Here is a 24,860-nt window from a genome sequence, read left to right on the forward strand (position 1 = left end):
GTCCGCAGATACTCGCACGGTATCGCGATCATCGACTGACGGTGCTTCTGCGCCTCTGCTGCGATCTCGCTCGGTTGCGCAGACAGAAGTCATCTGGGGCGATCCGGTCCGGACAGGGCACTCCGCTGTAGCTACGGGTGGACTCAAGAGTTGCTCGGGGCAGGTACTGGTGGAGTCCATGGGTCGGCTATGGATCTCTCGGGTTCCCAGCCGTACCGTTCAAGCTGCCGGGCGTCATTGCGTCGTCCGGCTCTCACCAGACAATCAACGGCGCCGATCAGAGCCATCAGGTCGGCCTCATCGGCGGCGCGCTCGAACCAGGGCAGCGCCTTTTCCAGTCGGCCCGCTTTCACCAGGTGCCTGGCCGCCGTTGACAGATTGCCGGCGATGCCCGCATCGGCGGCGCGCTGGAACCAGGGCAGCGCCTCTTCCAGCCGCCCGGCGTGCACCAGGTGGTTGGCCGCCGTTTCCAGTGCATGGGTGTCGCCTGCGGCGGCGGCGCGCTGGAACCAGGGCAGCGCCTCTTCCAGCCGCCCGGCGTGCACCAGATACACGGCCTCCGTCTGCAGAACGTGGGTGTTGCCTGCGGCGGCGGCGCGTTCGAACCAGGACAGCGCCTCTTCCAGCCGCCCTGCGTGCACCAGGTGCTTGGCCGCCGTTGCCAGAGGATAGGGGTCCACCAGAGACCCGGCCGCGCTGTGCAGAGAATAGGTGCTGCCTGCGGCGGCGGCGCGCTCGAACCACGGCAACGCCTCCTCCAGCCGACCCGCGTCCACCAGATACCCAGCCCCCATCCGCAGACCATGGGTGTTGCCTGCGGCAACGATGCGCTCGCACCAGGACAATGCCTCGTTCAACTGTCCGGCCCTCGCCAGTCGCTCGGCCACCGTCCAGAGGACGCGTATGTCGCCGGCCTCGGCGACACGCTCGAACCGGGACAATGCCTCGTCCAACCGTCCGGCCCTCGCCAGTCGCCCGGCCGCCCACCACAAAGCACCGGCGTCGCCTGCGGCGGCGGCGCGCTCGCACCAGGACAGCGCCTCCGGCATCCGGCCAACATGCCCCAACCACTCGGCCGCTGTCCGCAGGGCGTGGGTATCGCCTGCGGCGGCGGCACGCTCGAACCAGGGCAACGCCTCCTCCAGCCGACCAGCCCACGCCAACCACCCGGCCGCTGTCCATAGGGCACCAGTGTCGCCTGCGGCAGCGCGCTCGCACCAGGCCAATGCCTCCTCCAGCCGACCAGCGTCCACCAGATACCCGGCCCCCATCCGCAGAGCATGGGTGTTGCCTGCGGCGGCGGCGCGCTCGCACCAGGACAGCGCCTCCGGCATCCGGCCAGCGTCCACCAGATACTGGGCCGCCGTCCGCAGAGCCGTGATGTTGCCTGTGGTGGCAGCATGCTCGAACCAGGGCAGCGCCTCTTCCAATCGGCCTGCGTCCACCAGGTGCTTGGCCGCCGCTCGCAGATCACCAGTGTGGCCTGTGGCGGCGGCGCGCTCGCACCTGGACAGCGCCTCCTCCAACCGACCCGCGTCCATCAGATACCCGGCCGCTATCCCTGTGACATGGGTGTCGCCTGCGGTGGCGGCGCGCTCGAACCAAGACAGCGCCTCCTCCACCCGGCCAGCACGCCCCAGGTGCCCGCCCGCCGTACACAGCGCATGGGTGCTGCCCGCGGCGGCGGCACGCTCGAACCAGGGCAACGCCTCCTCCAACCGACCCACGTCCACCAGGTGCTCGGCCGCCGTTGACAGAACACTGGTGTTGCCTGCGGCTACGGCGCGCTCGAACCAGAACAACGCCTCTTCCAACCGACCCGCGTCCACCAGGTACTTGGCCGCCGTTTCAAGAACAGGGGTCTCGCCTGCGGCGGCGGCGCGCTCGCACCAGGACAACGCCTCCTCCAACCGACCCGCGTCCGCCAAGTGCTTGGCCGCCGTTTCAAGAACAGGGGTGTAGCCTGCGGCGGCGGCGCGCTTGAACCAGGGCAACGCCTCCTCCAGCCGGCCAGCACGCCCCAGGTGCTCGGCCGCCGTACACAGCGCATGGGTGTCGCCTTTGGCGGCGCGCTTGAACCAGGACAGCGCCTCCTCCACCCGGCCAGCGTCCACCAGGTGCTTGGCCGCCGTTTCAAGAACACGAGTGTGGCCTGCGGCGACGGCGCGCTCGAACCAGGGCAACGCCTCCTCCAGCTGACCTGCTTCTGCCAAATACTCGGCTGCTGATGCCAGAGCTCGAGTGTCCCCGGCCTCGGCGGCATGATCGAACCAGGGCAACGCATCCTGCAGTCGACCAGCGCGCGCCAACCAGTTCGCTCCTTTTCCCAGGGATTCAGCCTTGTCGGCATCGGCTGTGCTGGCGTACAGGGCAAAGGCGATTCGGTGCAGGGAGCGGTTATGCGCTGCGGTGGCGAGGGCCAGACGGTCGGACGTCAGGGCATGGGTGATCAGGGCGTTCCAGAGCGCGGAGTGGGTGGGGGCGGTACGACGGTAACGGCGGCCATGCTGTTCCAGGTAGTCAGCCAGGCGGTAGTGAGGTTGGGCGGAAGCGGGTTGTCCGGGGCGTGGGCGGATGCGGGTTAGGAGTCCGTGTGCGCCGCGTACTGGGTGCGCGTTGTATGCGAGTGCCTGTTCGAGCCAGCTCTCGGGCAGATGGTCCCATTGGGCGTCGTCGAGGTATCCCGGGGCTGCGGCCGCGAGGAGTGCCAGTGGGAGGGCGGGGCCGTGGCCGAGTCGGCGGGCATCCATAGCTGCCTCAACCAGTGCACGTGCGCCGTCCGGTGCGGCGCGCAGCCGTTCCAACAGGGCTGGCGCGCCGGCAAGGTACTGGGTGATGGCACCCTGCTCCGCATGGTGGGCAGCGTAGGCCAGACGTGGGTCCTCGTCCGTGCGGCCTGCCAGGGCACGCAGGTCGACGCTACTGAAGTTCGGCGGAACCGGTAGATCGCGGCCTGCCAGCAGTACACGGGCCTGACGGCAGGGGTCGTCGCGGGCTCCGGGCTCAGGGAGAGCGGTGAGCGTGCTCCAGTATTCGGGCCACAGGGTGCCCAGGACCAACACGGGCTTACGGTCGGGGTCGGTAAGCAGGGTGCGCAGTTTCGCCGCGACCCGCTCACCGAGGTCGGACGTAGTCAGCAGGTAGTTCTGGGACTCATTGAGCCAGACCACCGTATTGGGGGCGAGCTGCTCAATGCCGGCCAGAGCGGCTTCGGCATGGGTGGGATCGTACGGGTGCCAGAGGCGCCATCCGGTGGGCAGTTGGCGCACCGCTTCCCAGCACGCTCGTGTCTTACCGGTGGATGATCCGCCTGTCAGCATCACAAACTGGCTCTCCCCGCGTTGGGCGGCCTCGACGATGACGCGCAGCCTCGCGTCGTGATCCCGTTTGATGTAGACCGGGAGGACGGGAAGCCTGGGAGGGGCAGTGAGCAGGTCAGCGCTGATGGCGCGGTGGACCTCCAACTCAAACGGATCAGTCACTTCGTGCAGTGGTCTGCCTGGCGGCGGGGCTGCCAGCCGGGCCTCGACCCAGAGATCGGCGATGCGAGAAGCCGTGTGGCCGCTGTCCCAGCTGGCCCAGCGCGCCAAGACAACGGCGACGGCAACCACGTCTGCTTGCTCAGCCGGCACGTTCGGGTCACTGATGCACCGCCGGACTGTGTCACGCCCCGGCGCCCCAGATAGGGTCTCGTCCTTTTCGATGGCCGCGGCAATCTGATTCAGGGTCGGCTCGCCTGCCGCCGTGTATGCCTCGAAGAGCAGATCCTTCAGCTGTCGCAGCGGGCCTGGTCCGATCACAGCTCGCTTCAGCTTCTTCGGGCGCCTGTCCGGACGGCCCACCGTGTCGCCGCTCATCGCACCATCATGACCGGATGTTGTCTGGCATACGGGGTGAACAGCCCTTATCCCACGACTTGTTGTCTGCTTGTCGCAACTTGGAGTGGATCTTGCAGATGCCTCGACTGTGGATTCCAAGCCGGCCGGCTATCCACCGTCCACCCCATTTGCATCCGTGGAGGTCTCATGTCCAAGGAGCGCCTGACGCGCCCCGAGCGGCTAGCACTGGCCCGCGCCGTGCTTCGCGGCGCCGTCTCCGGCGTCGCCCGAGCCGTCACCAACTGGCTCCTGCAACAACTGTCGTCATAACTGGACCGGCAATCACGCTGGCCCCGGTGTTCTCCAACGCGTCTATGGGGTTTATCGGTTGTGGCCCTGGCCACGTACCGCAGGAACGCGGTACGTGGGCAGCCCCAATGCCATTGGCCCCCACACGCGATACGGGACGGCTGCACAATCACCGAAAGTGCACGGTGCAACCATGAACCCAGGGCACTTTTCTTCCCACTCTGGTGTGTGGACAGCGGACAATGTCAAACCCCTGTCCATAACTTGATCTCGTACCACCAGCCGCTTCCCACCGGAAGGCGCGGCACCGCCTCGGCGAGCGCGACATCCACCGGAAACTCCATGTCATCACCATGATCCGCACGGCCGGTGGCCGCCCGGCAGGCTACTCCAGCACGCCGAGCTCCGTGTCCGGCCGGCAGTGCGTGCACGCGGGCACTCCCTCGGCGAGTGCCTGGCGTGCCTGGTCGCGGGAGGCGTTCCTGCTGCGCTTCCCCTTCATGTGGCAGTGGCCGAGGTGTACGTAGACGGGCCGACCGCCGTTGAGGCCGTGCTCGATCATCCAGTCGGGCTGCGGTGGCCGGGCCTGCCGTCCGTGCTCGCGTTCCGCTTCGCCCTGCTCGGCCGCGGCGATCGCCTGGTCGAGGCGGTCCACCCAGAGGGCGTGCCAGGTCCGTAGGGTGCGGAGTCTGGGCAGGTCGGGTGGCAGGTCGTGCATGCGTCCAGCTTGCGCCATAAATCGAACACGCGCTCTAATTTGGTGTATGGCCAGACACAGGGTCGACTACCTCACCGACGTCCAAGAGCACATCCTCCGCACCATCCGCGAATCCATCGTCGACCGCGGCGAAGCACCCACGGTCGTCGAGATCGGCGCGGCGGTCGGAATGACCAGCCGCAGCTCAGTGCACTATCAGCTCCGTGAATTGGAGACGAAAGGCGCCATCGTCCGAGAGCCGCGTCGGCCGCGCGGGATCCGGCTGACGTGACCGACGCAGCCGAGCGGTTCCACCTCACCCTGACCCTCCGCGACAAGAGCGTGCTGCACGGCTGATGGGGGAGCGAGGCGGCGGCCCGCGACCAGATCCCTGCCTGGATCGGCACCTGGGGCGTACCCGGCGCCCACATCTCCCTCGCGGATGAGGAGACCGGGATCCTGCTCACGGAGTGGCCGAGCGACGACCGGTTGGTGAGTGCGCCCAGGCTTCCGGGCCACCGCCGCGCCACTCGATGAGCGTCGACGCCTCCACCCATGCCGGGTCCGGGTCGGGCAACCCCGCCCGCTGCAGGAACTCGGCGCCGCAGAGGGGAGTGCGACCTGCGACAACTCGGTGATCGGTGCGGCCTCCCCAGTCGGTTGCTGCTGTCCGGCCGAATTGCTCAGCTAAGTCGTGGGTCGCCACGGGAGGCGTCTTCGGTTTCAGATTGCAGTGTTCGGCTGCGGCAGGTCGCGCTTTCACGCTGTGCTGTGGGCCTGGGCGATACCCGGCTGGAACCTGTAATGCTGTCGGAGGCCGAGCGGCTGACGCTTCAAAACTGGGCCAGGCGCCGCTCGACCGCGCAGGGGGCGCATCCAGTGCCGGTCCTGTTGCGGCGCCCTGGGCCCCCCACAACTTTGTGGCCGCCGCCGTCGGGGATGCGGTCGAGTTTCTTGACGTCGATGTGGACCAGCTTGCCGGGTCGGCTGCGTTCGTAGCGGCGGACCGGCTCGCCGGTGGCCCGGTCGCAGGCAGCCAGGGCGGGCAGGTGGTGCCAGACGAGGATGCGGTGGGCCGCGGACGCGGCGACGCCGCACCGAGCCGCCAGCTTCACCGGGCCGATCCGGTGCTCGCGTCGCAGCCGCACGACCTGCTGCTTGTCCGCGGCAGACGCCCGGCGGTGCTGGCGTGAGGGCGGCTGGAGCGTTCCTGCATGCCGCCTCGCCGTGCCGTCGGTACCGATTCGCCCAGCGGGCGGCGGTGGTGCGGCTGACCTGGAAACGTTCTGCGGCCCGCCGCAACGGCCAGCTGCCCTCGACGACGCAGCGCGCCAGACGCAACCTGCCGGTCGGCGTCAGCGGGGCATTACGGTGGAACACGAGGGCCTCCTGCGGTCGGGTGTAGATGTCGCAATCCACACCGAACACAGAAGGCCCTCACCTGTCCAAGCACCCAGCACGCGTGCCACCAACGTCCAGCACAGCCAGCGCCCGGGCTCGCTCCGTGCCTCCATGGGAGACGAATGGGAGAACGATCTTGCCCACCAAGGCTAAGTAAAGCTAACTGAAGCTAACTCAGGCTAGGTTCCTGGAGGGCGTTCCAGCAGGAAAGCCGCTGACCAGCGACTTTCCAGGTTGAACCGTTGATCCAGACGATCACGATTCCCCCTCTTCTGTTGGCCCCCTGAGGCTTGCCCGCTCCACCCTGCCATGGAAACCAGCCGCTGATGAGGGCGCCGGAAGCGCGGCGCCGGTGCCCCATGGCGGGGACACCGGCGCGACGTGCGGTCCTTCAGTTCTCCTGACCGCCGAGGGCGCCCTCGTCGACCGCCAGGCTGTCGCTGCTGAGCGTGTGATCGACGGTGCTGAGCGTGTCGTTGACGTTCAGATCGCTCAGGGCGTCCGCGCCGAGGGCGTGGGAGGGGGTGATCGCCGCGACGACGAACCCGGTGGCGAGGGAGGCGATGGCGAGCATGCTGCGCTTCTTCATGCCCGGTTCAACTACGAAGGCCGGACGGAGTCACGGGTGGATCAGGCACCTTCATCCGGGCCGGCGCTCGGCACCCCGGGCATGCCCGGCACTCCGGGAAGACCCGCCGACGGCACGAGTGAGCTCGGTTCGGAGGAGATCAGTACGACGGAGATCCACTCGACCCGGCCGAGCCGGACGGACGCGGTGCTCCACCTGAGAAGCCACCGCGTCGTGGTCCCGCCGGTGGGACCGTCGCCGTCAGACGCGGGAGGCGGGCGCGTGTGCCTTCCGGCTGAGCGCGGCGGAGGCCGCGCCGACGAGCCCGGCGTCCGTGCCCATCAGCGCGGGCGCCACGGTCAGCCGCCGGACGAAGGACAGCGTCGCGTAGTCGGCCAGCGCCTTGCGCAGCGGCGTGAAGAGCACCTCGCCCGCCTTGCCCACTCCCCCGCCGATGACGGCGATGTCGATCTCGACCAGGGTCGCGGTCGCCGCGATGCCCGCCGCGAGGGCCTGCGCGGCCCGCTCGAAGGAGGCCACGGCGACCGGGTCGCCCGCGCGGGCCGCCTCGGCGACCGCGGCGGCCGAGGTGTCGCCGTCGGGGCCGGGCTGCCAGCCGTCGTCCAGCGCGCGGCGGGCGATGTTCGGGCCGCTGGCGATGCGCTCGACGCAGCCGCGGGAACCGCAGGGGCAGAGATCGCCGTCCAGGTCGACGCTGATGTGTCCGATGTGGCCCGCGTTGCCTGTGGGGCCGGCGTGCAGCTGTCCGTTCAGCACAAGACCGCCCCCCACACCGGTGGACACCACCATGCACAGCGCGTTGTCGTGGCCGCGGGCGGCGCCCTGCCAGTGTTCGGCCGCCGTGATGGCCACGCCGTCGCCGATCAGCTCGACGGGCAGTCCGCCGGTGGCCTTGGCGGCCCGCTCGACCAGGGGGTAGCCGCGCCAGCCGGGCACGTTCACCGGGCTCACCGTGCCGGCGGAGGCGTCCACCGGGCCCGCGCTGCCGATTCCGAGGGCTCCGGCCCTGCTCCACAGCGGGGAGACCGTCAGCTCGCCGAGCACGTCCTCGACGGCGCGCATCACGGTGTCGCCGTCCTCCCGCGCGGGCGTCGCGCGCTGCGCGCGCAGGAGAATCCGGCCGTGGCCGTCCACCAGCGCTCCGGCGATCTTGGTGCCGCCGATGTCGAGCGCGGCCACGAGGTCGGTGTGCATCAGAGTCAGGTCTCCCATGGGGTGTCGAAACGGGCCCGCCCCGCCGCGGGCCCGGGGTCCCCGGCCGGGAACCGGGCAGGATCGGGCCCTGTCGCACGCCGCGCGGAGGGCGTCGGCGGACGACGGGGACCGTGCGCCCTGGGGAAGGCGCAGGCCGGAGATTGCGGTGGACAGTGTCTCCCGCATCTGACAACGTTGTCCAGGCTCTATGCTCGACGCCACATCCTCATACAACCCCATGGACCTACGCATCCCCGTGGACGACAGGACAGGACAGCACATCGTGGCCGAGACCGCCCGCCGATCCGATAACCGCTACGGAAACCGTCCGACCATGAAGGACGTAGCGGCGCGTGCGGGAGTCGGCCTGAAGACGGTCTCCCGCGTGGTCAACAGCGAGCCGGGGGTCACCCCGGACACCGAGCGGCGCGTCCAGGAGGCCATCGAGGCGCTGGGCTTCCGCCGCAACGACAGCGCCCGGGTGCTCCGCAAGGGCCGCACCGCGAGCATCGGGCTGGTCCTGGAGGATCTCGCCGACCCCTTCTACGGCCCGCTGAGCCGCGCGGTCGAGGAGGTGGCCCGTGCCCACGGCGCGCTGCTGATCAACGGTTCCAGCGCGGAGGACCCGGACCGCGAGCAGGAACTGGTTCTCGCTCTGTGCGCGCGCCGCGTGGACGGGCTGGTCGTGATCCCGGCCGGCGACGACCACCGCTATCTGGAGCCGGAGATAAAGGCGGGCGTGGCCACGGTGTTCGTGGACCGCCCGGCCGGGAGGATCGACGCCGACGTCGTCCTGTCGGACAGCTTCGGCGGCGCCCGCGACGGCGTCGCCCACCTCATCGCCCACGGCCACCGCCGGATCGGCTTCATCGGCGACATGCCGCGCATCCACACCGCCGCCGAGCGGCTGCGCGGCTACCGGGCCGCGATGGAGGACGCCGGCATACCGGTCGAGGACGAGTGGATGTCCCTCGGCGTCACCGATCCGCAGCGGGTGCGCAGGGCGGCGGAGGACATGCTCTCCGGCACCTCGCCCGTCACCGCGGTCTTCGCGGGCAACAACCGTGTCACCGTCACCGTCGTGCGTGTCATCGCCGAGCGCGGGCGGCCCGTCGCCCTCGTGGGCTTCGACGACATCGAGCTCGCCGACCTCCTGGAGCCCGGCGTCACCGTCGTCGCCCAGGACGCGGCCGCCCTGGGCCGCACCGCCGCCGAACGCCTCTTCCGCCAGCTCGACGGCAACCTCATCGCCCCGGAACGGATAGAACTCCCGACCCGGCTGATCACCCGGGGATCGGGGGAACTGCCGCCGGCGCGCTGAACCGGTGGCCGCTTCGGTCTCCGTGCGCCCTGAGGGCGCTGCCGCGCGGAGGCTCCGCATGCCGTTGGGCGGAGCCGTCCCGGCGCCCGACCGGTCCGCAGACCGTGCGGGAACAGACGGGAATCCCGGGCCCTCGGGCCCGGGAGGATGTCAATGACCCGAAACCGTCAGATCCCCCCGCCGCGGACCGGCGAAGTTCTCCAGGTCGCGGCGGGTCAGTCCGGTCGCTCGGGCCACCTCGGGGACGTCCAGGGCGCCGCAGTCCAGGCCGCGCAGGAGGTAGCCGCTGAGGGCCTTGGCGGTTGCGGGCTCGTCCATCACGTCGCCGGACGCGTGGCCGGCGTAGCGGGCGAGGCGGGCGGCGGCCTGTTCGAAGCCCTCGCGGTAGAAGGCGAAGACGGCCGCGTAGCGGGTCGGGATGTGGCCGGGGTGCATGTCCCAGCCCTGGTAGTAGGCGCGGGCCAGGGCGCGGCGGGTGAGGCCGTAGTGCAGGCGCCAGGCGTCGTGCACCTTCGCGGTGGGGCCGACGGGCAGGACGTTGGTGGAGCCGTCCGAGAGGCGTACGCCCGTGCCGGCGGCCGCGACCTGCATGATCGCCTTGGCGTGGTCGGCGGCCGGGTGGTCGCTCGACTGGTAGGCGGCTGAGACGCCGAGACAGGCGCTGTAGTCGAAGGTGCCGTAGTGCAGACCGGTGGCGCGGCCCTCGGCGGCCTGGATCATGCGGGCGACGGTGGCCGTGCCGTCGGCGGCGAGGATGGACTGGCTCGTCTCGATCTGGATCTCGAAGCCGATCCGGCCGGGCTCCAGGCCGCGCGCCTTCTCGAACTCCTCAAGGAGCCGGACCATGGCCGTGACCTGCTCCGGGTACGTCACCTTGGGCAGGGTGAGGACGAGACCCTCGGGCAGGCCGCCCGCCTCCATGAGACCGGTCAGGAAGATGTCGAGGGTGCGGATGCCCCGGTCGCGCACCGGTGCCTCCATGCACTTCATGCGGATGCCCATGTACGGGGCCGCGGTGCCGTTCGCATACGCCTCGGCGATCAGCCGGGCCGCGCGGGCCGCCGTCGCGTCCTCCTCGGCGTCCGGACGCGGGCCGTAGCCGTCCTCGAAGTCGACGCGCAGGTCCTCGACGGGTTCGCGCTCCAGCTTGGCGCGTACGCGGTCGTACACGGGTCCGGCGAGTTCGTCGGTGAGGCCGAGGACCGCGGCGAAGGACGCGGCGTCCGGGGCGTGTTCGTCGAGGGCGGCGAGGGCACGGTCACCCCAGGTGCGGATGGTGTCGGCGGCGAAGGCGTCTCCGGGGACGTACACGGTATGGACGGGCTGCCGGGTGCCGGGGTCTCCTGGGTAGAGGCGCTCCAGTTCGGCGTCGACGGGGGCGAGAGAGGCGCTGATCGCTTCACTGACGGCGCCCGCGAGGCTCGTCGCCACCTTCTCCTGCTGACCCTGACCCATCCGACACCCTCCCGTTTTCCGCAGTGCGGAATCAACAATCCGTAGAACGAAGTTATCCGGCGAGCTTCCCGCGGGTCAACACCCTCTTGCATCGCGGGACACTCCGCCGCCCCGCAGCGTTCACTCGCGCCTCGGTCGCTTCGGGCAGCCTGTCTCGGTTCCTTCCCCTCCGGTGATGCGCACCCCCATCCTGACTCGCGACCGAAGGAGCACGCGTGCCCGACTCCAGCAGAGTGACCCGACGCGTGGGGCTCAGAACCGCGGTGGTCACCACCCTCGCCATGCCCCTGCTCGCCGTGCCCCTGTTCGGCACGGAGTCGGCCTCCGCCACGTGGCGGGCCCGCCCCCGCCTGGACGTCATGACCTTCAACCTGCGCTACGCGAGCAGGGTCGGACCCAACAGCTGGAAGGTGCGCCGCCCGGTGATGCGTGAGCTGCTGCGCGGCGAGACGCCGCACGTCCTCGCCACGCAGGAGGGCCTCTACCGGCAGCTGCTCGACATCGAGTCCGATCTCGCACCGCACTACGAGTGGATCGGCACCGGCCGCGAGGGCGGCAGCCGCGACGAGTCCGTCGCGATCTTCTACGACACGCGCCGCCTGGCCCCGGTCGGACACGAGACCTTCTGGCTCTCCGACACGCCCGGGGTGATCGGCTCGAGGACCTGGGGCAACACGCTTCCCCGCATCGCCACCTGGGTGCGCTTTCGCGATCTGCGGGACGGCGGACGGGAGTTCCACGTCCTCAACACCCATCTGGACCACGCGAAGCAGTACGCGCGTACACGGGGCGCCTCCCTCATCGCCGAGAGGATCGCGCAGTTCGACGCCTCCCTGCCGTGTCTGGTGACCGGCGACTTCAACGCGGCGGCGCACGGGAACGCGGCCTACGACATCCTGCTGGGCGCCGGACTCGCCGACACCTGGGACACGGCAGCCGAGCGGAGCAGGCTCTACGCGACCTTCCACGGCTACCGACCGCTGACGCCGGACGGCGAACGCATCGACTGGATCCTCGCCACCCCGGGCGTCACCGTGCACCGGGCGTCGATCAGCACCTTCTCGCGGAACGGCCAGTTCCCGAGCGACCATCTGCCCGTGCAGGCGTCCCTGACCCTTGGGTGAACCCGGGCCCGGGACGAACGAAGGCCCCCGTGACCGGCGCGCGGTCACGGGGGCCTCGTACGGCACTGAGCGATCAGCCCTTGCGGGTCTTGATCTCCTCGGTGAGCTGCGGGACGACGTCGAAGAGGTCGCCGACCACGCCGTAGTCGACCAGGTCGAAGATCGGCGCCTCGGCGTCCTTGTTGATCGCCACGATCGTCTTCGACGTCTGCATGCCGGCGCGGTGCTGGATGGCGCCGGAGATGCCGGAGGCGATGTAGAGCTGCGGCGAGACGGACTTGCCGGTCTGGCCGACCTGGTTGGTGTGCGGGTACCAGCCGGCGTCGACCGCGGCGCGCGAGGCACCCACCGCGGCACCGAGCGAGTCGGCGAGACCCTCGATGATCGAGAAGTTCTCGGCGCCGTTGACGCCACGGCCGCCGGAGACGACGATCGCGGCCTCGGTCAGCTCGGGGCGGCCGGTCGACTCGCGCGGGGTGCGGGCGGTGACCTTGGTGCCGGTGGCCTTCTCGGAGAAGGAGACCGCGAGGGCCTCGACGGCGCCGGCGGCCGGCGCGGCCTCCACGGCGGCCGAGTTCGGCTTGACCGTGATGACCGGGGTGCCCTTGGCGATGCGGGACTTGGTGGTGAAGGAGGCGGCGAACGCGGACTGCGTGGCCACCGGACCCTCGTCACCGGCCTCCAGGTCGGTGGCGTCGGTGATGATGCCCGAGCCGATACGGATCGCGAGGCGGGCCGCGATCTCCTTGCCCTCGGCGGAGGACGGGACGAGCACGGCGGCCGGGGAGACGGCGTCGTACGCGGCCTGGAGCGCGTCCACCTTCGGCACGACGAGGTAGTCGGCGTACTCGGCGGCGTCGTGCGTGAGGACCTTCACCGCGCCGTGCTCGGCGAGCGCGGCGGCGGTGTTCTCGGCACCGGAGCCCAGCGCGACGGCGACGGGCTCGCCGATGCGGCGGGCCAGCGTCAGCAGCTCCAGGGTGGGCTTGCGGACGGCACCGTCCACGTGGTCGACGTAGACAAGAACTTCAGCCATGGGAATGCTCCTGCGGATTGCGAAGTCTGAGGGCGATGAGCGGGGTGGGCCTTGGCCGCTGCGACGGTCCGGAGGCGAGCCCCGGACCCTCGGCGACTAGATGAACTTCTGGCCCGCGAGGAACTCGGCGAGCTGCTTGCCGCCCTCGCCCTCGTCCTTGACGATCGTGCCTGCGGTGCGCGCCGGACGCTGGGTGGCGGAGTCGACCTTGGTCCAGGCACCCTCGAGGCCGACCTCGTCCGCCTCAATCTCCAGGTCGGACAGGTCCCAGGACTGAACCGGCTTCTTCTTGGCGGCCATGATGCCCTTGAAGGACGGGTAACGCGCCTCACCCGACTGGTCGGTCACCGACACGACCGCGGGCAGGGAGGCCTCCAGCTGCTCGGAGGCGCTGTCGCCGTCGCGACGGCCCTTGACCACGCCGTCCTCGACGGAGACCTCGGAGAGCAGCGTGACCTGCGGGACACCCAGACGCTCGGCCAGCAGGGCCGGGACGATGCCCGCCGTGCCGTCCGTGGACGCCATGCCGGAGATGACCAGGTCGTAGCCGGCCTTCTCGATCGCCTTGGCCAGCACCAGGGAGGTGCCGATGGCGTCGGTGCCGTGCAGGTCGTCGTCCTCGACGTGGATGGCCTTGTCGGCGCCCATGGACAGCGCCTTGCGCAGGGCGTCCTTGGCGTCCTCGGGGCCGACGGTCAGCACGGTGATCTCTGCGTCGTCCGCGTCATCGGCGATCTGCAGCGCCTGCTCGACGGCGTACTCGTCGAGTTCGGACAGCAGACCGTCCACGTCGTCACGGTCGACGGTCAGGTCATCGGCGAAGTGCCGGTCGCCAGTGGCGTCGGGCACGTACTTCACAGTGACAACGATCCTCAAGCTCACGCCGGCTCTCCTACTGCATCGTCATTTCTGGGCTGCCTTCTTTCAGGCAGCATAGGCGCCTGAAGCGGCCGATCCCGGTCGGGGCGGCCCGCGCTCCGACCGAAATATTACTCGCCAGTACACCCACTGGACGCCCACTAAGCAAGCGCTTTGGACTGTGACCTTCGCAACTCTGCGTAACCGGCGAGTAGAACCGGCGAGTAGCCCCGGCCGCCTCTTCAGTCGCGCAGGCCGTTGAAACGCCCCTGGTGGTACAGGAGCGGACTGCCCGCGCCTGTCGGATCGCCCTGCACGACCTCCGCCAGGACGATGCGGTGATCCCCTGCCGGCACCCGCGCCACGACACGGCACACCAGCCAGGCAAGGACGTCGTCGAGCACGGGAACTCCCTCGGGCCCGTTGCTCCAACGGGTGGGCGAGCCGAACCGGTCGGCGCCGCTGCGGGCGAAGGTGGCGGCCAGTTCCCGCTGGTGTTCGCCGAGCACGTGGACGCCGACATGGTCGGCCTCCGATATGGCGGGCCAGCTGGAGGCACCGGTGCCGATGCCGAACGAGACGACCGGGGGTTCGGCCGAGACCGAGGTGAGCGAGGTGGCGGTGAACCCGACGGGACCGCGGGCGCCGGAAGCGGTGATCACGGCGACACCGGCGGCGTGCCGCCGGAACGCGGATCGCAGCAGATCAGGGGAGGCGGGCCGAGGAGTACCGAGGCGGGGCGTGGCCGTCATGGAGATGTCCTTCTGCGAGGGCCGGCGTGGGCGTCCCCCCGCGTGGGCGGCGCCGAGTGCGGGGAGGGGTCCTTGGCTGCTCAACAGCCCGGACAGCGCGCACTCGCGGTGCGGGCCGGGTCCGCCTGGACGGGCTCGGGGAGAAGGAGTTCCGGGGGCATACGGTCAGGCTGACGAGAGGCGACGGGCGCAGTCAAGGGCGTACCAGCAGATGGGAGATCCCTCACCATGATCGTCACAGGTCACACGGCCTCTCCGAGCGCGGCGATGACATCCGCCTTGCGCGGCTGGCCCGTGGCCCGCCGCACGATCCACCCGTCCGCGTCGAGCACGAGCACGGTGGGCGTCTTGAGGATGCCGAGATCGCGTACGAGGTCCAGGTGGTCCTCGGCATCGATCTCCACATGGGACACGCCGGGGACCATGCCCGCCACCTCGCCGAGCACCCGCCGGGTCGCCCGGCAGGGGGCGCAGAAGGCGCTGGAGAACTGCACGAGCGTGGCCTTTTGACCGAGCCCCTCCCCGAGTTCCGCCGCACCGAGCCGCTTTCCGCCGTCGCGCCCGCGCACTCCGACCCTCCCGCTCCGCCACCGGTGCAGCACTCCGTAGACGCTCGCCGCCGCGAGCACCACCACGCACACCACAAGTCCGTTCATCACATGCACAAGCATTCATGAGACCGCAAAGATTCCCGGGTCCGCGCTGAGCCCTTCATACGGAATGCTTGATTCATGGACATCGATGCGAGAGGGCCGCGGTTCGGTGCGGCGGTGACGACGGTCGTGCTGGCGGTGACGCTGATCACCGGGAGCGTCTGGCTGCTGGCGTGGCAGACGCTGGCGTTCGCGCTGGGCGCGGCGGGCGGCGTGACGCGCTCGCCCTACGGCTGGATCTTCAAGAAGGCCGTGCGGCCACGGCTCGGGCCGCCGACGGAGTTCGAGCCGCCGCAGCCGCCGCGGTTCGCGCAGACGGTCGGGCTCGCCTTCGCGGTGGTGGCGCTGATCGGCTGGACCGTGGGCCCGCAGTGGCTGGGGTCGGCGGCAACCGGGTGCGCGCTCGCCGCGGCGTTTCTCAATGCGGCGTTCGGGTACTGCCTCGGGTGTGAGATGTACCTGTTCGTGCGTCGCGTAACGGTACGCGCCGAGTAAAGGCGGGTTAAAACTCCGAGGTGGATCAAGGGGACGACGTGACGAGGATCTCGCCGTTCCGGGGCACCGGGGCTGGCCTCCCGTCCGTTCTTCGGGCACGATCTGCGCAATGCCGTAAACCTACGGCTGCGTAACTTTCCCGCCGGGAGCCCCCTTCCCAGGCAGAGAGAAGGGTCCACCCCGTCCATGGCAGAGCTTGTCTACCGTCCCGTCGTCGGCCTCGCCCAAACGCTCTTCAAGGCGTGGGACCTCAAGATCGACTGCAAGGGGTCGGAGAACATTCCGCGCTCGGGCGGCGCCGTGCTGGTCAGTAACCACATCAGCTATCTGGACTTCATCTTCGACGGCCTGGCGGCCCTTCCGCAGAAGCGCCTGGTGCGTTTCATGGCGAAGGAATCCGTCTTCCGGCACAAGATCTCCGGTCCGTTGATGCGGGGCATGAAGCACATCCCCGTGGACCGTCAGCAGGGCGAGACCGCCTACCAGCACGCGCTGGACTCGCTGCGTTCCGGTGAGATCGTCGGCGTCTTCCCCGAAGCGACCATCTCGCAGTCCTTCACCCTGAAGAGCTTCAAGTCCGGCGCCGCGCGCATGGCCCAGGAGGCCGGCGTCCCGCTCATCCCCGTGGCCCTGTGGGGCACCCAGCGGCTGTGGACCAAGGGCCACCCGCGCAACTTCAAGCGCAGCCACACCCCGATCACCATCCGGGTCGGCGAGCCGGTGGAGGCCCCGCAGGACCAGTACGCCGGGGCCATCACACGGCGGCTGCGCGAGCGGGTCCAGGAACTGCTCGAAGCGGCACAGCGCGCCTATCCCGTACGCCCCAAGGGGCCGGACGACACCTGGTGGATGCCCGCCCACCTGGGTGGCACCGCGCCGACCCCCGAAGAGGTGCGCGCGGCCGAGAAGCGCTGAACCTTCTCGAACGGCGCGCCCGGCGCGCCGAGCCGTCATTCCGGGGCGTGGACGGTGATCCGCGCCCCGGGGCTGAACTTCTGGAGCAGCTCGGCGAGTTCGGCGCCCGCGGCCTCGACGTCGGCGACCGGCATCGGAGCCAGGCTCTCCAGCAGGAAGACCGCCGCGGTGGATTCCTCCGTGAGCCGGGTGCGCGGTCCCTGGCGCCAATTCCAGCGGCGACAGGTGACGCCGGTGTCGTCGCGCCACACGACTTCGCCCGCGTCGGGGTGTTCGACGACCTCTTCACCGCCGGAGACGGTCACGAAGTCCTCGTCGCCGGTGGCGCGCACCAGACGCATCGCACCCCGGATGTGATCGGTGTCCTCGCCGCCGACCGGGATCAGGTGGGCCACGCTGATCGCGTTGTAGACGTCCACGAGGACGTTGATCCGCGGCAGACCCGCCCCCGAGAGTGCCCGCTTGGCCAGCGCCTCGGCGGAGTTGCGGGTGCGCGACGGCTTGGAGCCGAACGCCGTGTAGATCTCCCGCCAGGCCGCCATGTGCGGGTCCTCGTGCGGAGCCCGCCCGGCCAGTCGTCCGGACAGCCGCCGGGCCGCGTCGTCCAGCAGCGCCGAAGTCCCCTCGGTACTGGGCCCGTTGACCAGTCCGTCCGCCTCGACGGCGACGTGGGTGAATCCGGGCGCGAGGACGCGCACCTCGTCGGACACGGTGAGCGTGAGAGTCATCGTCTGCCTCGCCTCAGAGTGCGGTGGGGAGCGTCCGCCACAGGGACAGCCGGTCGGGGGCGACCTTCAGGGCGCTGAGCACGGCCGGGTGAGGTTCAGCGTACAACACCGGGTAGTCCAACTCATTGGACTTTGGGTCGGGTGCGAAGGCCAGCCGCTCGCCGTCGAGGGAGAATTGGGCATTCACGCCGGGCTTGTTGCCACGGGGGTCCTGCCGGTGCCAGGCGCCGCGGAAGCGCACGGCGACGAGTCCGTGCACCTCGTCGAACTTCTGGTAGCAGAAAGCGGTCGGGATGTCCTCGGCCCGCAGGAGCGCGGCCAGGGCATGGGCCTTGGCGTAACAGATGCCGGTACGCCGCTCCAGCACGTCGGAGGCACGCCAGGTGACGCGCAGATCACCGGAGTCATGCGAGTGCGGGATGGCGTCACGCACGTACTCGAACGCCGAGCGCGCATAGGCATACGAGTCCGCAGCCCCCTCCGCGAGCCGTGCGGCGGTCTCGCGGACCAGCGGATGATGATGGTCGACAACCTCGTCGGCGGCCAAGTACGCGGACAGGTCGCTGGTTTCCTGGATCAGCTCCATACCCGTAGAGCATAGGAATGCGATCACCCGAGAGTCAATGACTTTTCAGGTGACCGCATATCTATGCATCGCTGCGTCGTGCGCGCGTGCTCGGAGTGCCCCGCCTACCGCTGGGCCATCTCCTCCTTGAGCGCGGCCACGAACCCGTCGACGTCGTCCTCGGTCGTGTCGAAGGAGCACATCCAGCGGACGTCGCCGGCGGTCTCGTCCCAGAAGTAGAAGCGGAAGCGCTTCTGCAGCCGCTCGCTCACGTCGTGCGGCAGCCGGGCGAAGACCGCGTTGGCCTGGACCGGATAGAGGATCTCCACCCCGTGCACGGCGCGGACACCCTCGGCCAGGCGCTGCGCCATCTCGTTGGCGTGCCGGGCGTTGCGCAGCCACAGGTCCTTGGCGAGCAGCGCCTCCAACTGCACCGAGACGAAGCGCATCTTGGAAGCGAGCTGCATCGACAGCTTGCGCAGATGCTTCATGTGGCTGACGGCGTCCTGGTTGAGGACGACGACCGCCTCGCCGAACAGGGCGCCGTTCTTGGTGCCGCCCAGCGACAGGATGTCGACGCCGACCGCGTTGGTGAACGTCCGCATCGGGACGTCCAGGGAGGCGGCCGCGTTGGATATCCGGGACCCGTCCAGATGCACCTTCATGCCGTGCGCGTGGGCGTGGTCGCAGATCGCGCGGATCTCGCCGGGGGTGTAGAGCGTACCGAGTTCGGTGCTCTGGGTGATCGACACGACCTGCGGCATCGCGCGGTGCTCGTCGTCCCAGCCGAACGCCTGCCGGTCGATGAGGTCGGGCGTGAGCTTGCCGTCGGGCGTGGGCACCGTGAGCAGCTTGAGGCCGCCCATGCGCTCGGGAGCGCCGCCCTCGTCGACGTTGATGTGCGCGCTCTCCGCGCAGATCACCGCGCCCCAGCGGTCGGTGACCGCCTGGAGCGCGACCACGTTCGCACCGGTGCCGTTGAAGACCGGGAAGGCCTCCGCGGTCGCGCCGAAATGACTCCGGATGATCCTCTGGAGGTTCTCCGTGTAGGCGTCCTCGCCGTACGCGACCTGGTGCCCGCCGTTGGCCAGGGCCAGGGCGGCGAGCACCTCGGGGTGGGTCCCCGCGTAGTTGTCGCTGGCGAAGCCGCGGACGGCTGGGTCGTGATGACGCCGGGCGTCGGTCTTCGGGGGATTCACGGCTTCTCGGTCAGCCACAGACGCTTTCCGTTCACTTCACCGGCGGGCCGGTCCCAGACGTCGACGATGGACTCGGCCAGTTCCTTGACGTCCGTGAAACCCGCGAACTTCGCGTTCGGTCGCTCGGCGCGCATCGCGTCGTGCACCAACGCCTTCACCACCAGGATGGCAGCGGCGGACGTCGGGCCCTCCGCGCCCTCGGCGTTCCCGGCCTTGCGGAAGTAGTCCGCCATGGCCAGCGTCCACGCCTCGGCGGCGGCCTTCGCCGCGGAGTAGGCGGCGTTCCCCGCGGTGGGGTTGCTCGCGCCGGCCGCGCTGATCAGGACGTACCGGCCCCGCTCGCTGCTCTGCAGCGCCTCGTGGAAGGCGAGCGTGGTGTGCTGCACCGTGCGGATCAGCAGCAGTTCCAGCAGGTCCCAGTCGTCGAGAACCGTCTTGGTGAAGGTCTCGCTGCCGCGCCAGCCGCCGACGAGGTGGACGAGGCCGTCCACCCGGCCGAAGTCCTTCTGGATGCGCGCGGCCCAGTCGCGGGTCGACTGGAGGTCCAGCAGGTCGACTGTGTCGCCTACGACGGTGGAACCGCCGTGGGCGTAGCGGGCCGCGTCCACGGCCTCCGCCAGCCGCTCCGCGTCGTTGTCCGCGCCGATGACGGTCGCGCCCGCCTCGGCGAGCCTGAGCAGTGCCGCCCGGCCGGCGGGTCCACCCGCACCCGCCACCGCGATCACCGCACCGCTGAGAGCCCCGTTCCCCATGGTCTTCGCCTCCTGAGCAATGTTCTCGGTACCGCGGTCGGTCACGCGGCGATCCGCTCGGAGTCGGCCGCGGTGATGCCCTTGGTGGAGGCGATCACGTTCTTCAGCTTCTTGGAGAGCGCCTCATAGAACATGCTCAGGGGAAACTCGTCCGGAAGCACGTCGTCGACGAGCTTGCGCGGCGGCTGGGACAGGTCCAGGGCGTCCGGACCCTTGGCCCAGCGGGAGCCCGGGTGCGGTGCGAGGTAGGTGGAGACGAGCTCGTACGCCTTGAACCAGTGGACGAGCTTGGGCCGGTCGATGCCCGCCCGGTACAGGTCCTCGATCTCGGAGCACAGCTGGTTGGTGACCTGCGGGGCGCGCTGCCAGTCGATGTGCAGCTTGTTGTCGGTCCAGCGGACGACGTCGTGCTTGTGCAGGTAGGCGAAGAGGAGCTGGCCGCCGAGACCGTCGTAGTTGCGGACGCGGTCGCCGGTGACGGGGAAGCGGAACATCCGGTCGAAGAGCACGGCGTACTGCACGTCGCGGCCGTGCTCGTTGCCCTCGGACTCCAGCTTCACGGCCTCCTTGAAGGCGGTGAGGTCGCAGCGCAGCTCCTCCAGGCCGTACATCCAGAACGGCTGGCGCTGCTTGATCATGAACGGGTCGAACGGCAGGTCACCGTGGCTGTGCGTGCGGTCGTGGACCATGTCCCAGAGCACGAAGGCCTGCTCGCAGCGCTCCTGGTCGTGGACCATGGCGGCGATGTCCTCGGGCAGCTCGAGACCGAGGATGTCCACGGCGGCGTCGGTGACGGCACGGAAGCGGGCGGCCTCGCGGTCGCAGAAGATGCCGCCCCAGGAGAAGCGCTCGGGCGCCTCGCGGACCGCGATCGTCTCCGGGAAGAGAACGGCCGAATTGGTGTCGTAACCCGCGGTGAAGTCCTCGAAAGTGATGCCGCAGAACAGCGGATTGTCGTAGCGGGTGCGCTCCAGATCGGCCAGCCATTCGGGCCACACCATGCGCAGCACGACCGCTTCGAAATTGCGGTCCAGATTGCCGTTCTGCGTGTACATCGGGAAGACGACCAGGTGCTGGAGGCCGTCCTCACGGTGCGCGGCGGGCTGGAAGGCCAGCAGCGAGTCGAGGAAGTCGGGCACCTTGAAGCCGCCGTCGGCCCAGCCGCGCAGGTCCTTCACGAGCGCTTCGTGGTAGGCCACGTCGTGAGGTACCAGCGGGGAGAGCTGCTCGATCGCGTCTATCACCCGGCGCACGGCCAGATCGATGTCGGAGGCGTCGGGGGCGGCGTCACCCTCGAAGTCGACGGAGCCGTCCTTGGACTGCCACGGCCGGATCTCCTCCACGGCAGCCTTGAGCACGGGCCATGCCGGGTGCTCCACCACCCTGGCCACGGGAGGAACCCGCTCCTCCGTACCCACTTGCACAAGAACTTCCGTCATGTCCCATCCTCCACAGGAAAACCTCGCGTATGGACACCGTATGTTTGCGAGGATCCTTCCCGCAAGTGGGAACCCGGGAGATTATCCTGCGCACCCCCCACCTTCACCGCTCTTTTTCCTGCCAGACACCGTCGAGACAATGACATCCGCCACAGCCGCCCGGGCGGCACGGGCGTCGGCGAGAAGCTCGGGGAAGCCGAAGAATCCGTGGAACATGCCCGGGTAGTGGATCTCCGTGACCCGTACTCCGGCTTCCCTCAGCCTGACGGCGTACGCGTGGCCCTCGTCACAGAGGGGATCGAAGCCCGCGGTCACGACATGGGCGGGCGGCAGACCCTGCGGATCGGCCACGAGGGGCGAGGCGTACGGGTGCGCGCGGTCGCCGTCGGGACCGAAGTACTGCTCGGCGAACCAGCGGCCGTGCGTCGCCGTGAGGAAGTACGCGGAGCCGTCCGTGGAGGGCGCGGCCGCTCCCGGCCGCGCGTCCGTCGCCGGGTAGAGGAGCACCTGGAGCGCGAGCGCCGGGCCGCCCCGGTCGCGGGCGACGAGCGCGGCGACGGCCGCGAGGTTGCCGCCCGCGCTGTCGCCGGCGACGACCAACGCGCCGTGATCCGCGCCCAGTTCACCGACGTGTTCGGCGGCCCAGCACAGCGCGGCGTACGCGTCGTCGACGGCCGCGGGAAAGCGTGCCTCCGGGGCGAGCCGGTAGCCGACCGACACGACGGCCGCACCGGCGTCCCGGCACAGGGCGCGCGACCGGGTCGTGCGTGTCGAGACCGCCGATGACCCAGCCGCCTCCGTGGAAGAAGACCACGGTGGGGCGGGGGGACACGGGTCCGGCTCCGGTCGCCGGCGCCGGGGAGGGCAGATAGACACGTACGGGGATGTCCGGCGCTCCCTCGGGTCCGGGTATCGCCCGGTCCTCGACCGAGCCGACCGCCGGCGGCTCGAAGGGCCAAGCGGGTGCGGCGGCGAGGATGCGGCGGGCCTCCGCCGCTTCGGTCACGGTGCCGCCGATGTCCGGGAAGTGGGCCTTGATGGCGTCGATGAGCGCGAGGACGTCGGGCGCGGGTTCGGTCGGCATCGCGGCACCTCTTCCGGGACGGACGGAGGGACTCGTCTTCCGGGTGGACGGACGGACTCGTCTTCCCGAAGGACCGACGGACTCGGCTTCGGGGCGGGCGGAGGGACTCGGCGAACGCGCCGGAACGGCCCGTCCGGCGGCGCGGGGCATGTCTCCCCCGTTCCGTCCCGTCCGACACCCCCCGTGCCCCGAGTGAGCCCGACACTCCCATTGACCCGCGTAGGAACGGGTACATCGCACAGTCAGGCCATTAGGCTGCGGCCTTGCCGCGTGGACGCCCCCGTCGGAACCACGCGCGAGCCGAGCCGCCGTCGACGGAAGCGAGTCGAATCTTGAACTTCCTCACCATCGGTCATCGCGGAGTGATGGGTGTAGAGCCCGAGAACACCCTCCGTTCCTTCGTCGCCGCCCAGAACGCGGGCCTCGACCTGATCGAACTCGATCTGCATCTGAGCAAGGACGGCGCACTCGTCGTCATGCACGACTTCGACGTGGACCGTACGACCGACGGCTCGGGGCCGATCGTCGACAAGACGCTCGCGGAGCTGCGGACGCTGGACGCGGGGCGCGGTGAGCGTGTCCCCGTCTTCGAAGAGGTGCTGGAAGCCGTCAGGACGCCGTTGCAGGCCGAGATCAAGGATGTCGCGGCGGCCAGGGCCCTCGCCGAGGTGATGCAGCGGCGCGACCTGGTCGGACGGGTCGAGGTGTCGTCGTTCCACGACGAGGCGGTCGACGAGATCGCCCGGCTGGTGCCGGGTGTCCGTACCGCGCTGATCGCCAGCCGTTACGGCATCGATGTCGTGGACCGTGCCGTGGAGGTCGGTGCCGCGACCGTCTGTCTCAACATCCGCAGGCTGAGCCTGGAGGTCGTCGAGGCGGCCCGCAAGGCAGACCTTCGGATCATCGGCTGGGTGGTGAACACCCAGGACCAGCTCCGGCTGGTGCGCGCCCTGGAGCTGGACGGCGCCACGACCGACTACCCCGAGATCAAGCGCACCGGCCGCTTCACGGCCTGACGGGGACGAGGCGAGCGGCGGCACCACGAGGGCCGCTCGGGCGGGACGGCCCGAGCGGCCCGAACGGCTCGACCGCCGGCCGCGGTCGGTGGCCGGCGGTCGGGCCGAGGGCAGCCGGGGTCACGCGTGATCGCGAGCCTCGTCGGGGGCGGGATGCCCGACCTCCCCGGACGGCCTCCGCCGCGGCCGCCCGGATCAGACCTGGGCGAGCGGCTTGACCAGCAGCTCGAAGCGCAGGTCGTCCCGCTGCGGGATGCCGAAGCGCTCGTCGCCGTACGGGAAGGGCGTCATCTGTCCCGTACGGCGGTAGCCGCGCCGCTCGTACCAGGCGATGAGGTCCTCGCGCACGGAGATCACGGTCATGTGCATCTCGGTGACGCCCCACGTCTCTCGGACCGTCCGCTCCGCCTCGGTGATGATCACCTTGCCGAGCCCGCCGCCCTGGAGTGCGGGACTGACCGCGAACATGCCGAAGTAGGCGTGGTCGCCGCGATGCTCCAGCTGGCAGCAGGCGACGAGCGCGCCGTCCCGCTCCACGATCAGCAGCCTGCTGTCGGGCGCCTTCACGACGACGAGCACCGCCTCGGCGTCGGTCCGCTGACCCTGAAGGATGTCCGCCTCCGTGGTCCAGCCGACCCGGCTGGAGTCACCTCGGTACGCCGAGTCGATCAGCGCGACCAGGGCGTCCACATCGCTGTCGGTGGCGTCGCGGAAGGTCAGTCCGGTGGCGGCGGCGGTTTCCATGGAAGCGGTTCTCCATTCAGTGGCGCGGCTGGGCACGCCCGAGCGTAACCCTCCTCTAGGCTCCGGGTGCATGGTGCATGTACTGAGCAGCCGGACCCTTCTGCGCCCGACCGACCCGGAGCGCTCGCGCGCCTTCTACGGCGGGCAGCTCGGCCTGGACATCTACCGCGAGTTCGGTACGGGGCCCGAGCGGGGGACCGTGTACTTCCTCGGCGGCGGTTTCCTGGAAGTCGCCGGCCGGTCCGAGACGCCGCCCTCCCCCGCGCTGAAGCTGTGGCTCCAGGTCGCGGACCTGACAGTGGCCCACGAGGAGCTGACGGCCGCCGGTGTCGAGGTCGTACGCGGGCCGGTGCGGGAGCCGTGGGGGCTGATCGAGATGTGGATCGCGGACCCGGACGGAACCGAAATCGTGCTCGTCGAGATCCCGGCCGATCACCCCTTGCGGCACCGGCCGTGAAGGGGCCGGCCAAGAAGGGCGGCCGATAGAACCGAACTCCGCCGGAAGAAGCTGAGACTTGTTCAGGAAATAACTTTCGCCCGGGTTATTGATCCGCAAACAGAATCCTTTACTCAACATCAACCCTACTGACGCGTATTCAGAAACAACCAAATCCGGCCCTTCCTCTGGAATTAACAATTCCACATCCCCGGGTGCATAGAATGGATCAACCATGGCCCGTCACGGGGCACCCGCGAGCTTCGACAGGGACTTCGAA

Annotated in this window: 25 protein-coding genes and 1 pseudogene; 8 read left to right on the top strand and 18 right to left on the bottom strand. The window is 69.8% G+C overall.

Annotated elements, in window-relative coordinates; all coding sequences use genetic code 11:
• Positions 1-143 precede the first annotated feature (143 nt).
• Positions 144-3,857: a tetratricopeptide repeat protein gene (locus tag OG788_RS07950; RefSeq protein WP_406369745.1), complete on the bottom strand. Its 3,714-nt coding sequence runs from the start codon at positions 3,855-3,857 to the stop codon at positions 144-146.
• 168 nt (positions 3,858-4,025) lie between these two features.
• Between OG788_RS07950 and OG788_RS07955 the strand changes: the two genes are divergently transcribed.
• Positions 4,026-4,148 (top strand): hypothetical protein, encoded by a 123-nt coding sequence (locus OG788_RS07955; RefSeq protein ID WP_406369747.1) that lies wholly within the window; start codon positions 4,026-4,028, stop codon positions 4,146-4,148.
• Positions 4,149-4,512: 364 nt separating this feature from the next.
• On the opposite strand, the gene OG788_RS07960 is transcribed toward OG788_RS07955, so the two are convergent.
• Positions 4,513-4,845: a DUF6233 domain-containing protein gene (locus OG788_RS07960; RefSeq protein WP_406369749.1), complete on the bottom strand. Its 333-nt coding sequence runs from the start codon at positions 4,843-4,845 to the stop codon at positions 4,513-4,515.
• Between the two features lie 46 nt (positions 4,846-4,891).
• Between OG788_RS07960 and OG788_RS07965 the strand changes: the two genes are divergently transcribed.
• A complete protein-coding gene (locus tag OG788_RS07965; protein ID WP_406369750.1) occupies positions 4,892-5,116 on the top strand; it encodes a hypothetical protein in 225 nt (74 codons plus the stop codon).
• A 577-nt stretch (positions 5,117-5,693) separates the two neighbouring features.
• Here OG788_RS07965 and OG788_RS07970 read toward each other — a convergent pair.
• The 3 genes and pseudogenes from OG788_RS07970 to OG788_RS07980 all read right to left on the bottom strand — a co-directional run.
• Positions 5,694-6,204, bottom strand: a pseudogene (locus tag OG788_RS07970) (leucine zipper domain-containing protein); the annotation flags it as partial.
• A gap of 412 nt (positions 6,205-6,616) precedes the next feature.
• Positions 6,617-6,814 (bottom strand): hypothetical protein, encoded by a 198-nt coding sequence (locus tag OG788_RS07975; RefSeq protein WP_406369751.1) that lies wholly within the window; start codon positions 6,812-6,814, stop codon positions 6,617-6,619.
• Positions 6,815-7,054: 240 nt separating this feature from the next.
• Positions 7,055-8,008 carry an ROK family protein gene (locus OG788_RS07980; RefSeq protein ID WP_406376703.1) on the bottom strand — a complete coding sequence of 318 codons (954 nt, stop codon included), beginning with the start codon at positions 8,006-8,008 and terminating at the stop codon, positions 7,055-7,057.
• A 238-nt stretch (positions 8,009-8,246) separates the two neighbouring features.
• Between OG788_RS07980 and OG788_RS07985 the strand changes: the two genes are divergently transcribed.
• The gene (locus tag OG788_RS07985) at positions 8,247-9,329 is read left to right on the top strand and encodes a LacI family DNA-binding transcriptional regulator (protein WP_406369753.1); all 1,083 of its coding nucleotides are present in this window, start codon (positions 8,247-8,249) and stop codon (positions 9,327-9,329) included.
• 150 nt (positions 9,330-9,479) lie between these two features.
• Here OG788_RS07985 and OG788_RS07990 read toward each other — a convergent pair whose 3' ends face one another.
• Complete coding sequence (locus OG788_RS07990; RefSeq protein WP_406369755.1) at positions 9,480-10,784, bottom strand: DUF6986 family protein; 1,305 nt, start codon at positions 10,782-10,784, stop codon at positions 9,480-9,482.
• Positions 10,785-10,999: 215 nt separating this feature from the next.
• Here OG788_RS07990 and OG788_RS07995 point away from each other — a divergent pair, with 215 nt between their 5' ends.
• Positions 11,000-11,908, top strand: a complete 909-nt coding sequence (locus OG788_RS07995; RefSeq protein WP_406369757.1) for an endonuclease/exonuclease/phosphatase family protein — start codon at positions 11,000-11,002, stop codon at positions 11,906-11,908.
• Positions 11,909-11,981: 73 nt separating this feature from the next.
• On the opposite strand, the gene OG788_RS08000 is transcribed toward OG788_RS07995, so the two are convergent.
• The 4 genes from OG788_RS08000 to OG788_RS08015 form a co-directional block, all read right to left on the bottom strand.
• Positions 11,982-12,944 (bottom strand): electron transfer flavoprotein subunit alpha/FixB family protein, encoded by a 963-nt coding sequence (locus tag OG788_RS08000; RefSeq protein WP_351542215.1) that lies wholly within the window; start codon positions 12,942-12,944, stop codon positions 11,982-11,984.
• A 96-nt stretch (positions 12,945-13,040) separates the two neighbouring features.
• On the bottom strand, positions 13,041-13,826 hold the full coding sequence (locus OG788_RS08005; RefSeq protein ID WP_351542214.1) for an electron transfer flavoprotein subunit beta/FixA family protein: 786 nt from the start codon (positions 13,824-13,826) through the stop codon (positions 13,041-13,043).
• Positions 13,827-14,044: 218 nt separating this feature from the next.
• The gene (locus OG788_RS08010; RefSeq protein WP_406369759.1) at positions 14,045-14,554 is read right to left on the bottom strand and encodes a flavin reductase family protein; all 510 of its coding nucleotides are present in this window, start codon (positions 14,552-14,554) and stop codon (positions 14,045-14,047) included.
• A 242-nt stretch (positions 14,555-14,796) separates the two neighbouring features.
• Complete coding sequence (locus OG788_RS08015) at positions 14,797-15,210, bottom strand: thioredoxin family protein (RefSeq protein ID WP_351542212.1); 414 nt, start codon at positions 15,208-15,210, stop codon at positions 14,797-14,799.
• A gap of 75 nt (positions 15,211-15,285) precedes the next feature.
• Here OG788_RS08015 and OG788_RS08020 point away from each other — a divergent pair, with 75 nt between their 5' ends.
• Complete coding sequence (locus OG788_RS08020) at positions 15,286-15,702, top strand: DUF4395 domain-containing protein (RefSeq protein WP_351542211.1); 417 nt, start codon at positions 15,286-15,288, stop codon at positions 15,700-15,702.
• 186 nt (positions 15,703-15,888) lie between these two features.
• On the top strand, positions 15,889-16,617 hold the full coding sequence (locus OG788_RS08025) for a lysophospholipid acyltransferase family protein (protein WP_351542210.1): 729 nt from the start codon (positions 15,889-15,891) through the stop codon (positions 16,615-16,617).
• A gap of 35 nt (positions 16,618-16,652) precedes the next feature.
• On the opposite strand, the gene OG788_RS08030 is transcribed toward OG788_RS08025, so the two are convergent.
• From OG788_RS08030 to OG788_RS08060, 7 genes are all read right to left on the bottom strand, one after another.
• Positions 16,653-17,345 (bottom strand): phenylalanine--tRNA ligase beta subunit-related protein, encoded by a 693-nt coding sequence (locus OG788_RS08030; protein WP_351542209.1) that lies wholly within the window; start codon positions 17,343-17,345, stop codon positions 16,653-16,655.
• Positions 17,346-17,358: 13 nt separating this feature from the next.
• Complete coding sequence (locus OG788_RS08035; RefSeq protein ID WP_406369761.1) at positions 17,359-17,931, bottom strand: transglutaminase domain-containing protein; 573 nt, start codon at positions 17,929-17,931, stop codon at positions 17,359-17,361.
• A gap of 104 nt (positions 17,932-18,035) precedes the next feature.
• Positions 18,036-19,109, bottom strand: coding sequence for a low specificity L-threonine aldolase (locus tag OG788_RS08040; RefSeq protein WP_351542287.1), 1,074 nt, complete (start codon positions 19,107-19,109; stop codon positions 18,036-18,038).
• Positions 19,106-19,861, bottom strand: a complete 756-nt coding sequence (locus OG788_RS08045; protein ID WP_351542207.1) for an SDR family NAD(P)-dependent oxidoreductase — start codon at positions 19,859-19,861, stop codon at positions 19,106-19,108. Before OG788_RS08045 ends, OG788_RS08040 begins: the two co-directional genes overlap by 4 nt.
• Positions 19,862-19,902: 41 nt before the next feature.
• Entirely contained in the window at positions 19,903-21,300 is a 1,398-nt protein-coding gene (locus OG788_RS08050; protein WP_406369762.1) for a DUF6421 family protein, read from the bottom strand.
• Between the two features lie 81 nt (positions 21,301-21,381).
• Positions 21,382-22,020, bottom strand: a complete 639-nt coding sequence (locus OG788_RS08055; RefSeq protein ID WP_406369764.1) for an alpha/beta hydrolase — start codon at positions 22,018-22,020, stop codon at positions 21,382-21,384.
• On the bottom strand, positions 21,923-22,384 hold the full coding sequence (locus OG788_RS08060) for a hypothetical protein (protein WP_406369766.1): 462 nt from the start codon (positions 22,382-22,384) through the stop codon (positions 21,923-21,925). Before OG788_RS08060 ends, OG788_RS08055 begins: the two co-directional genes overlap by 98 nt.
• 332 nt (positions 22,385-22,716) lie before the next feature.
• On the opposite strand from OG788_RS08060, the gene OG788_RS08065 reads away from it, so the two are divergent.
• Positions 22,717-23,400, top strand: a complete 684-nt coding sequence (locus tag OG788_RS08065; RefSeq protein ID WP_351542204.1) for a glycerophosphodiester phosphodiesterase family protein — start codon at positions 22,717-22,719, stop codon at positions 23,398-23,400.
• Between the two features lie 195 nt (positions 23,401-23,595).
• Here OG788_RS08065 and OG788_RS08070 read toward each other — a convergent pair whose 3' ends face one another.
• On the bottom strand, positions 23,596-24,144 hold the full coding sequence (locus OG788_RS08070; protein ID WP_356750276.1) for an N-acetyltransferase: 549 nt from the start codon (positions 24,142-24,144) through the stop codon (positions 23,596-23,598).
• A gap of 70 nt (positions 24,145-24,214) precedes the next feature.
• Between OG788_RS08070 and OG788_RS08075 the strand changes: the two genes are divergently transcribed.
• Complete coding sequence (locus tag OG788_RS08075; protein WP_351542202.1) at positions 24,215-24,601, top strand: VOC family protein; 387 nt, start codon at positions 24,215-24,217, stop codon at positions 24,599-24,601.
• Positions 24,602-24,860 lie beyond the last annotated feature (259 nt).

Origin of the sequence: Streptomyces sp. NBC_00647 (assembly GCF_045207245.1) — a bacterium.
GTDB lineage: Bacteria > Actinomycetota > Actinomycetes > Streptomycetales > Streptomycetaceae > Streptomyces.

What these genes read in the sequence shown, in the direction of transcription:
- OG788_RS08075 (WP_351542202.1), top strand. Translation starts at nt 24,215, where the DNA reads ATGGTGCATGTACTGAGCAGCCGGACCCTTCTGCGCCCGACCGACCCG.
- OG788_RS08070 (WP_356750276.1), bottom strand. Translation starts at nt 24,144, where the DNA reads ATGGAAACCGCCGCCGCCACCGGACTGACCTTCCGCGACGCCACCGAC.
- OG788_RS08015 (WP_351542212.1), bottom strand. Translation starts at nt 15,210, where the DNA reads ATGAACGGACTTGTGGTGTGCGTGGTGGTGCTCGCGGCGGCGAGCGTC.
- OG788_RS08050 (WP_406369762.1), bottom strand. Translation starts at nt 21,300, where the DNA reads ATGACGGAAGTTCTTGTGCAAGTGGGTACGGAGGAGCGGGTTCCTCCC.
- OG788_RS08045 (WP_351542207.1), bottom strand. Translation starts at nt 19,861, where the DNA reads ATGGGGAACGGGGCTCTCAGCGGTGCGGTGATCGCGGTGGCGGGTGCG.
- OG788_RS08060 (WP_406369766.1), bottom strand. Translation starts at nt 22,384, where the DNA reads ATGCCGACCGAACCCGCGCCCGACGTCCTCGCGCTCATCGACGCCATC.
- OG788_RS08025 (WP_351542210.1), top strand. Translation starts at nt 15,889, where the DNA reads ATGGCAGAGCTTGTCTACCGTCCCGTCGTCGGCCTCGCCCAAACGCTC.
- OG788_RS07950 (WP_406369745.1), bottom strand. Translation starts at nt 3,857, where the DNA reads ATGAGCGGCGACACGGTGGGCCGTCCGGACAGGCGCCCGAAGAAGCTG.
- OG788_RS07980 (WP_406376703.1), bottom strand. Translation starts at nt 8,008, where the DNA reads ATGCACACCGACCTCGTGGCCGCGCTCGACATCGGCGGCACCAAGATC.
- OG788_RS07975 (WP_406369751.1), bottom strand. Translation starts at nt 6,814, where the DNA reads ATGAAGAAGCGCAGCATGCTCGCCATCGCCTCCCTCGCCACCGGGTTC.
- OG788_RS08010 (WP_406369759.1), bottom strand. Translation starts at nt 14,554, where the DNA reads ATGACGGCCACGCCCCGCCTCGGTACTCCTCGGCCCGCCTCCCCTGAT.
- OG788_RS07990 (WP_406369755.1), bottom strand. Translation starts at nt 10,784, where the DNA reads ATGGGTCAGGGTCAGCAGGAGAAGGTGGCGACGAGCCTCGCGGGCGCC.
- OG788_RS07955 (WP_406369747.1), top strand. Translation starts at nt 4,026, where the DNA reads ATGTCCAAGGAGCGCCTGACGCGCCCCGAGCGGCTAGCACTGGCCCGC.
- OG788_RS08020 (WP_351542211.1), top strand. Translation starts at nt 15,286, where the DNA reads ATGGACATCGATGCGAGAGGGCCGCGGTTCGGTGCGGCGGTGACGACG.
- OG788_RS07985 (WP_406369753.1), top strand. Translation starts at nt 8,247, where the DNA reads ATGGACCTACGCATCCCCGTGGACGACAGGACAGGACAGCACATCGTG.
- OG788_RS08030 (WP_351542209.1), bottom strand. Translation starts at nt 17,345, where the DNA reads ATGACTCTCACGCTCACCGTGTCCGACGAGGTGCGCGTCCTCGCGCCC.
- OG788_RS08035 (WP_406369761.1), bottom strand. Translation starts at nt 17,931, where the DNA reads ATGGAGCTGATCCAGGAAACCAGCGACCTGTCCGCGTACTTGGCCGCC.
- OG788_RS08000 (WP_351542215.1), bottom strand. Translation starts at nt 12,944, where the DNA reads ATGGCTGAAGTTCTTGTCTACGTCGACCACGTGGACGGTGCCGTCCGC.
- OG788_RS07965 (WP_406369750.1), top strand. Translation starts at nt 4,892, where the DNA reads ATGGCCAGACACAGGGTCGACTACCTCACCGACGTCCAAGAGCACATC.
- OG788_RS07960 (WP_406369749.1), bottom strand. Translation starts at nt 4,845, where the DNA reads ATGCACGACCTGCCACCCGACCTGCCCAGACTCCGCACCCTACGGACC.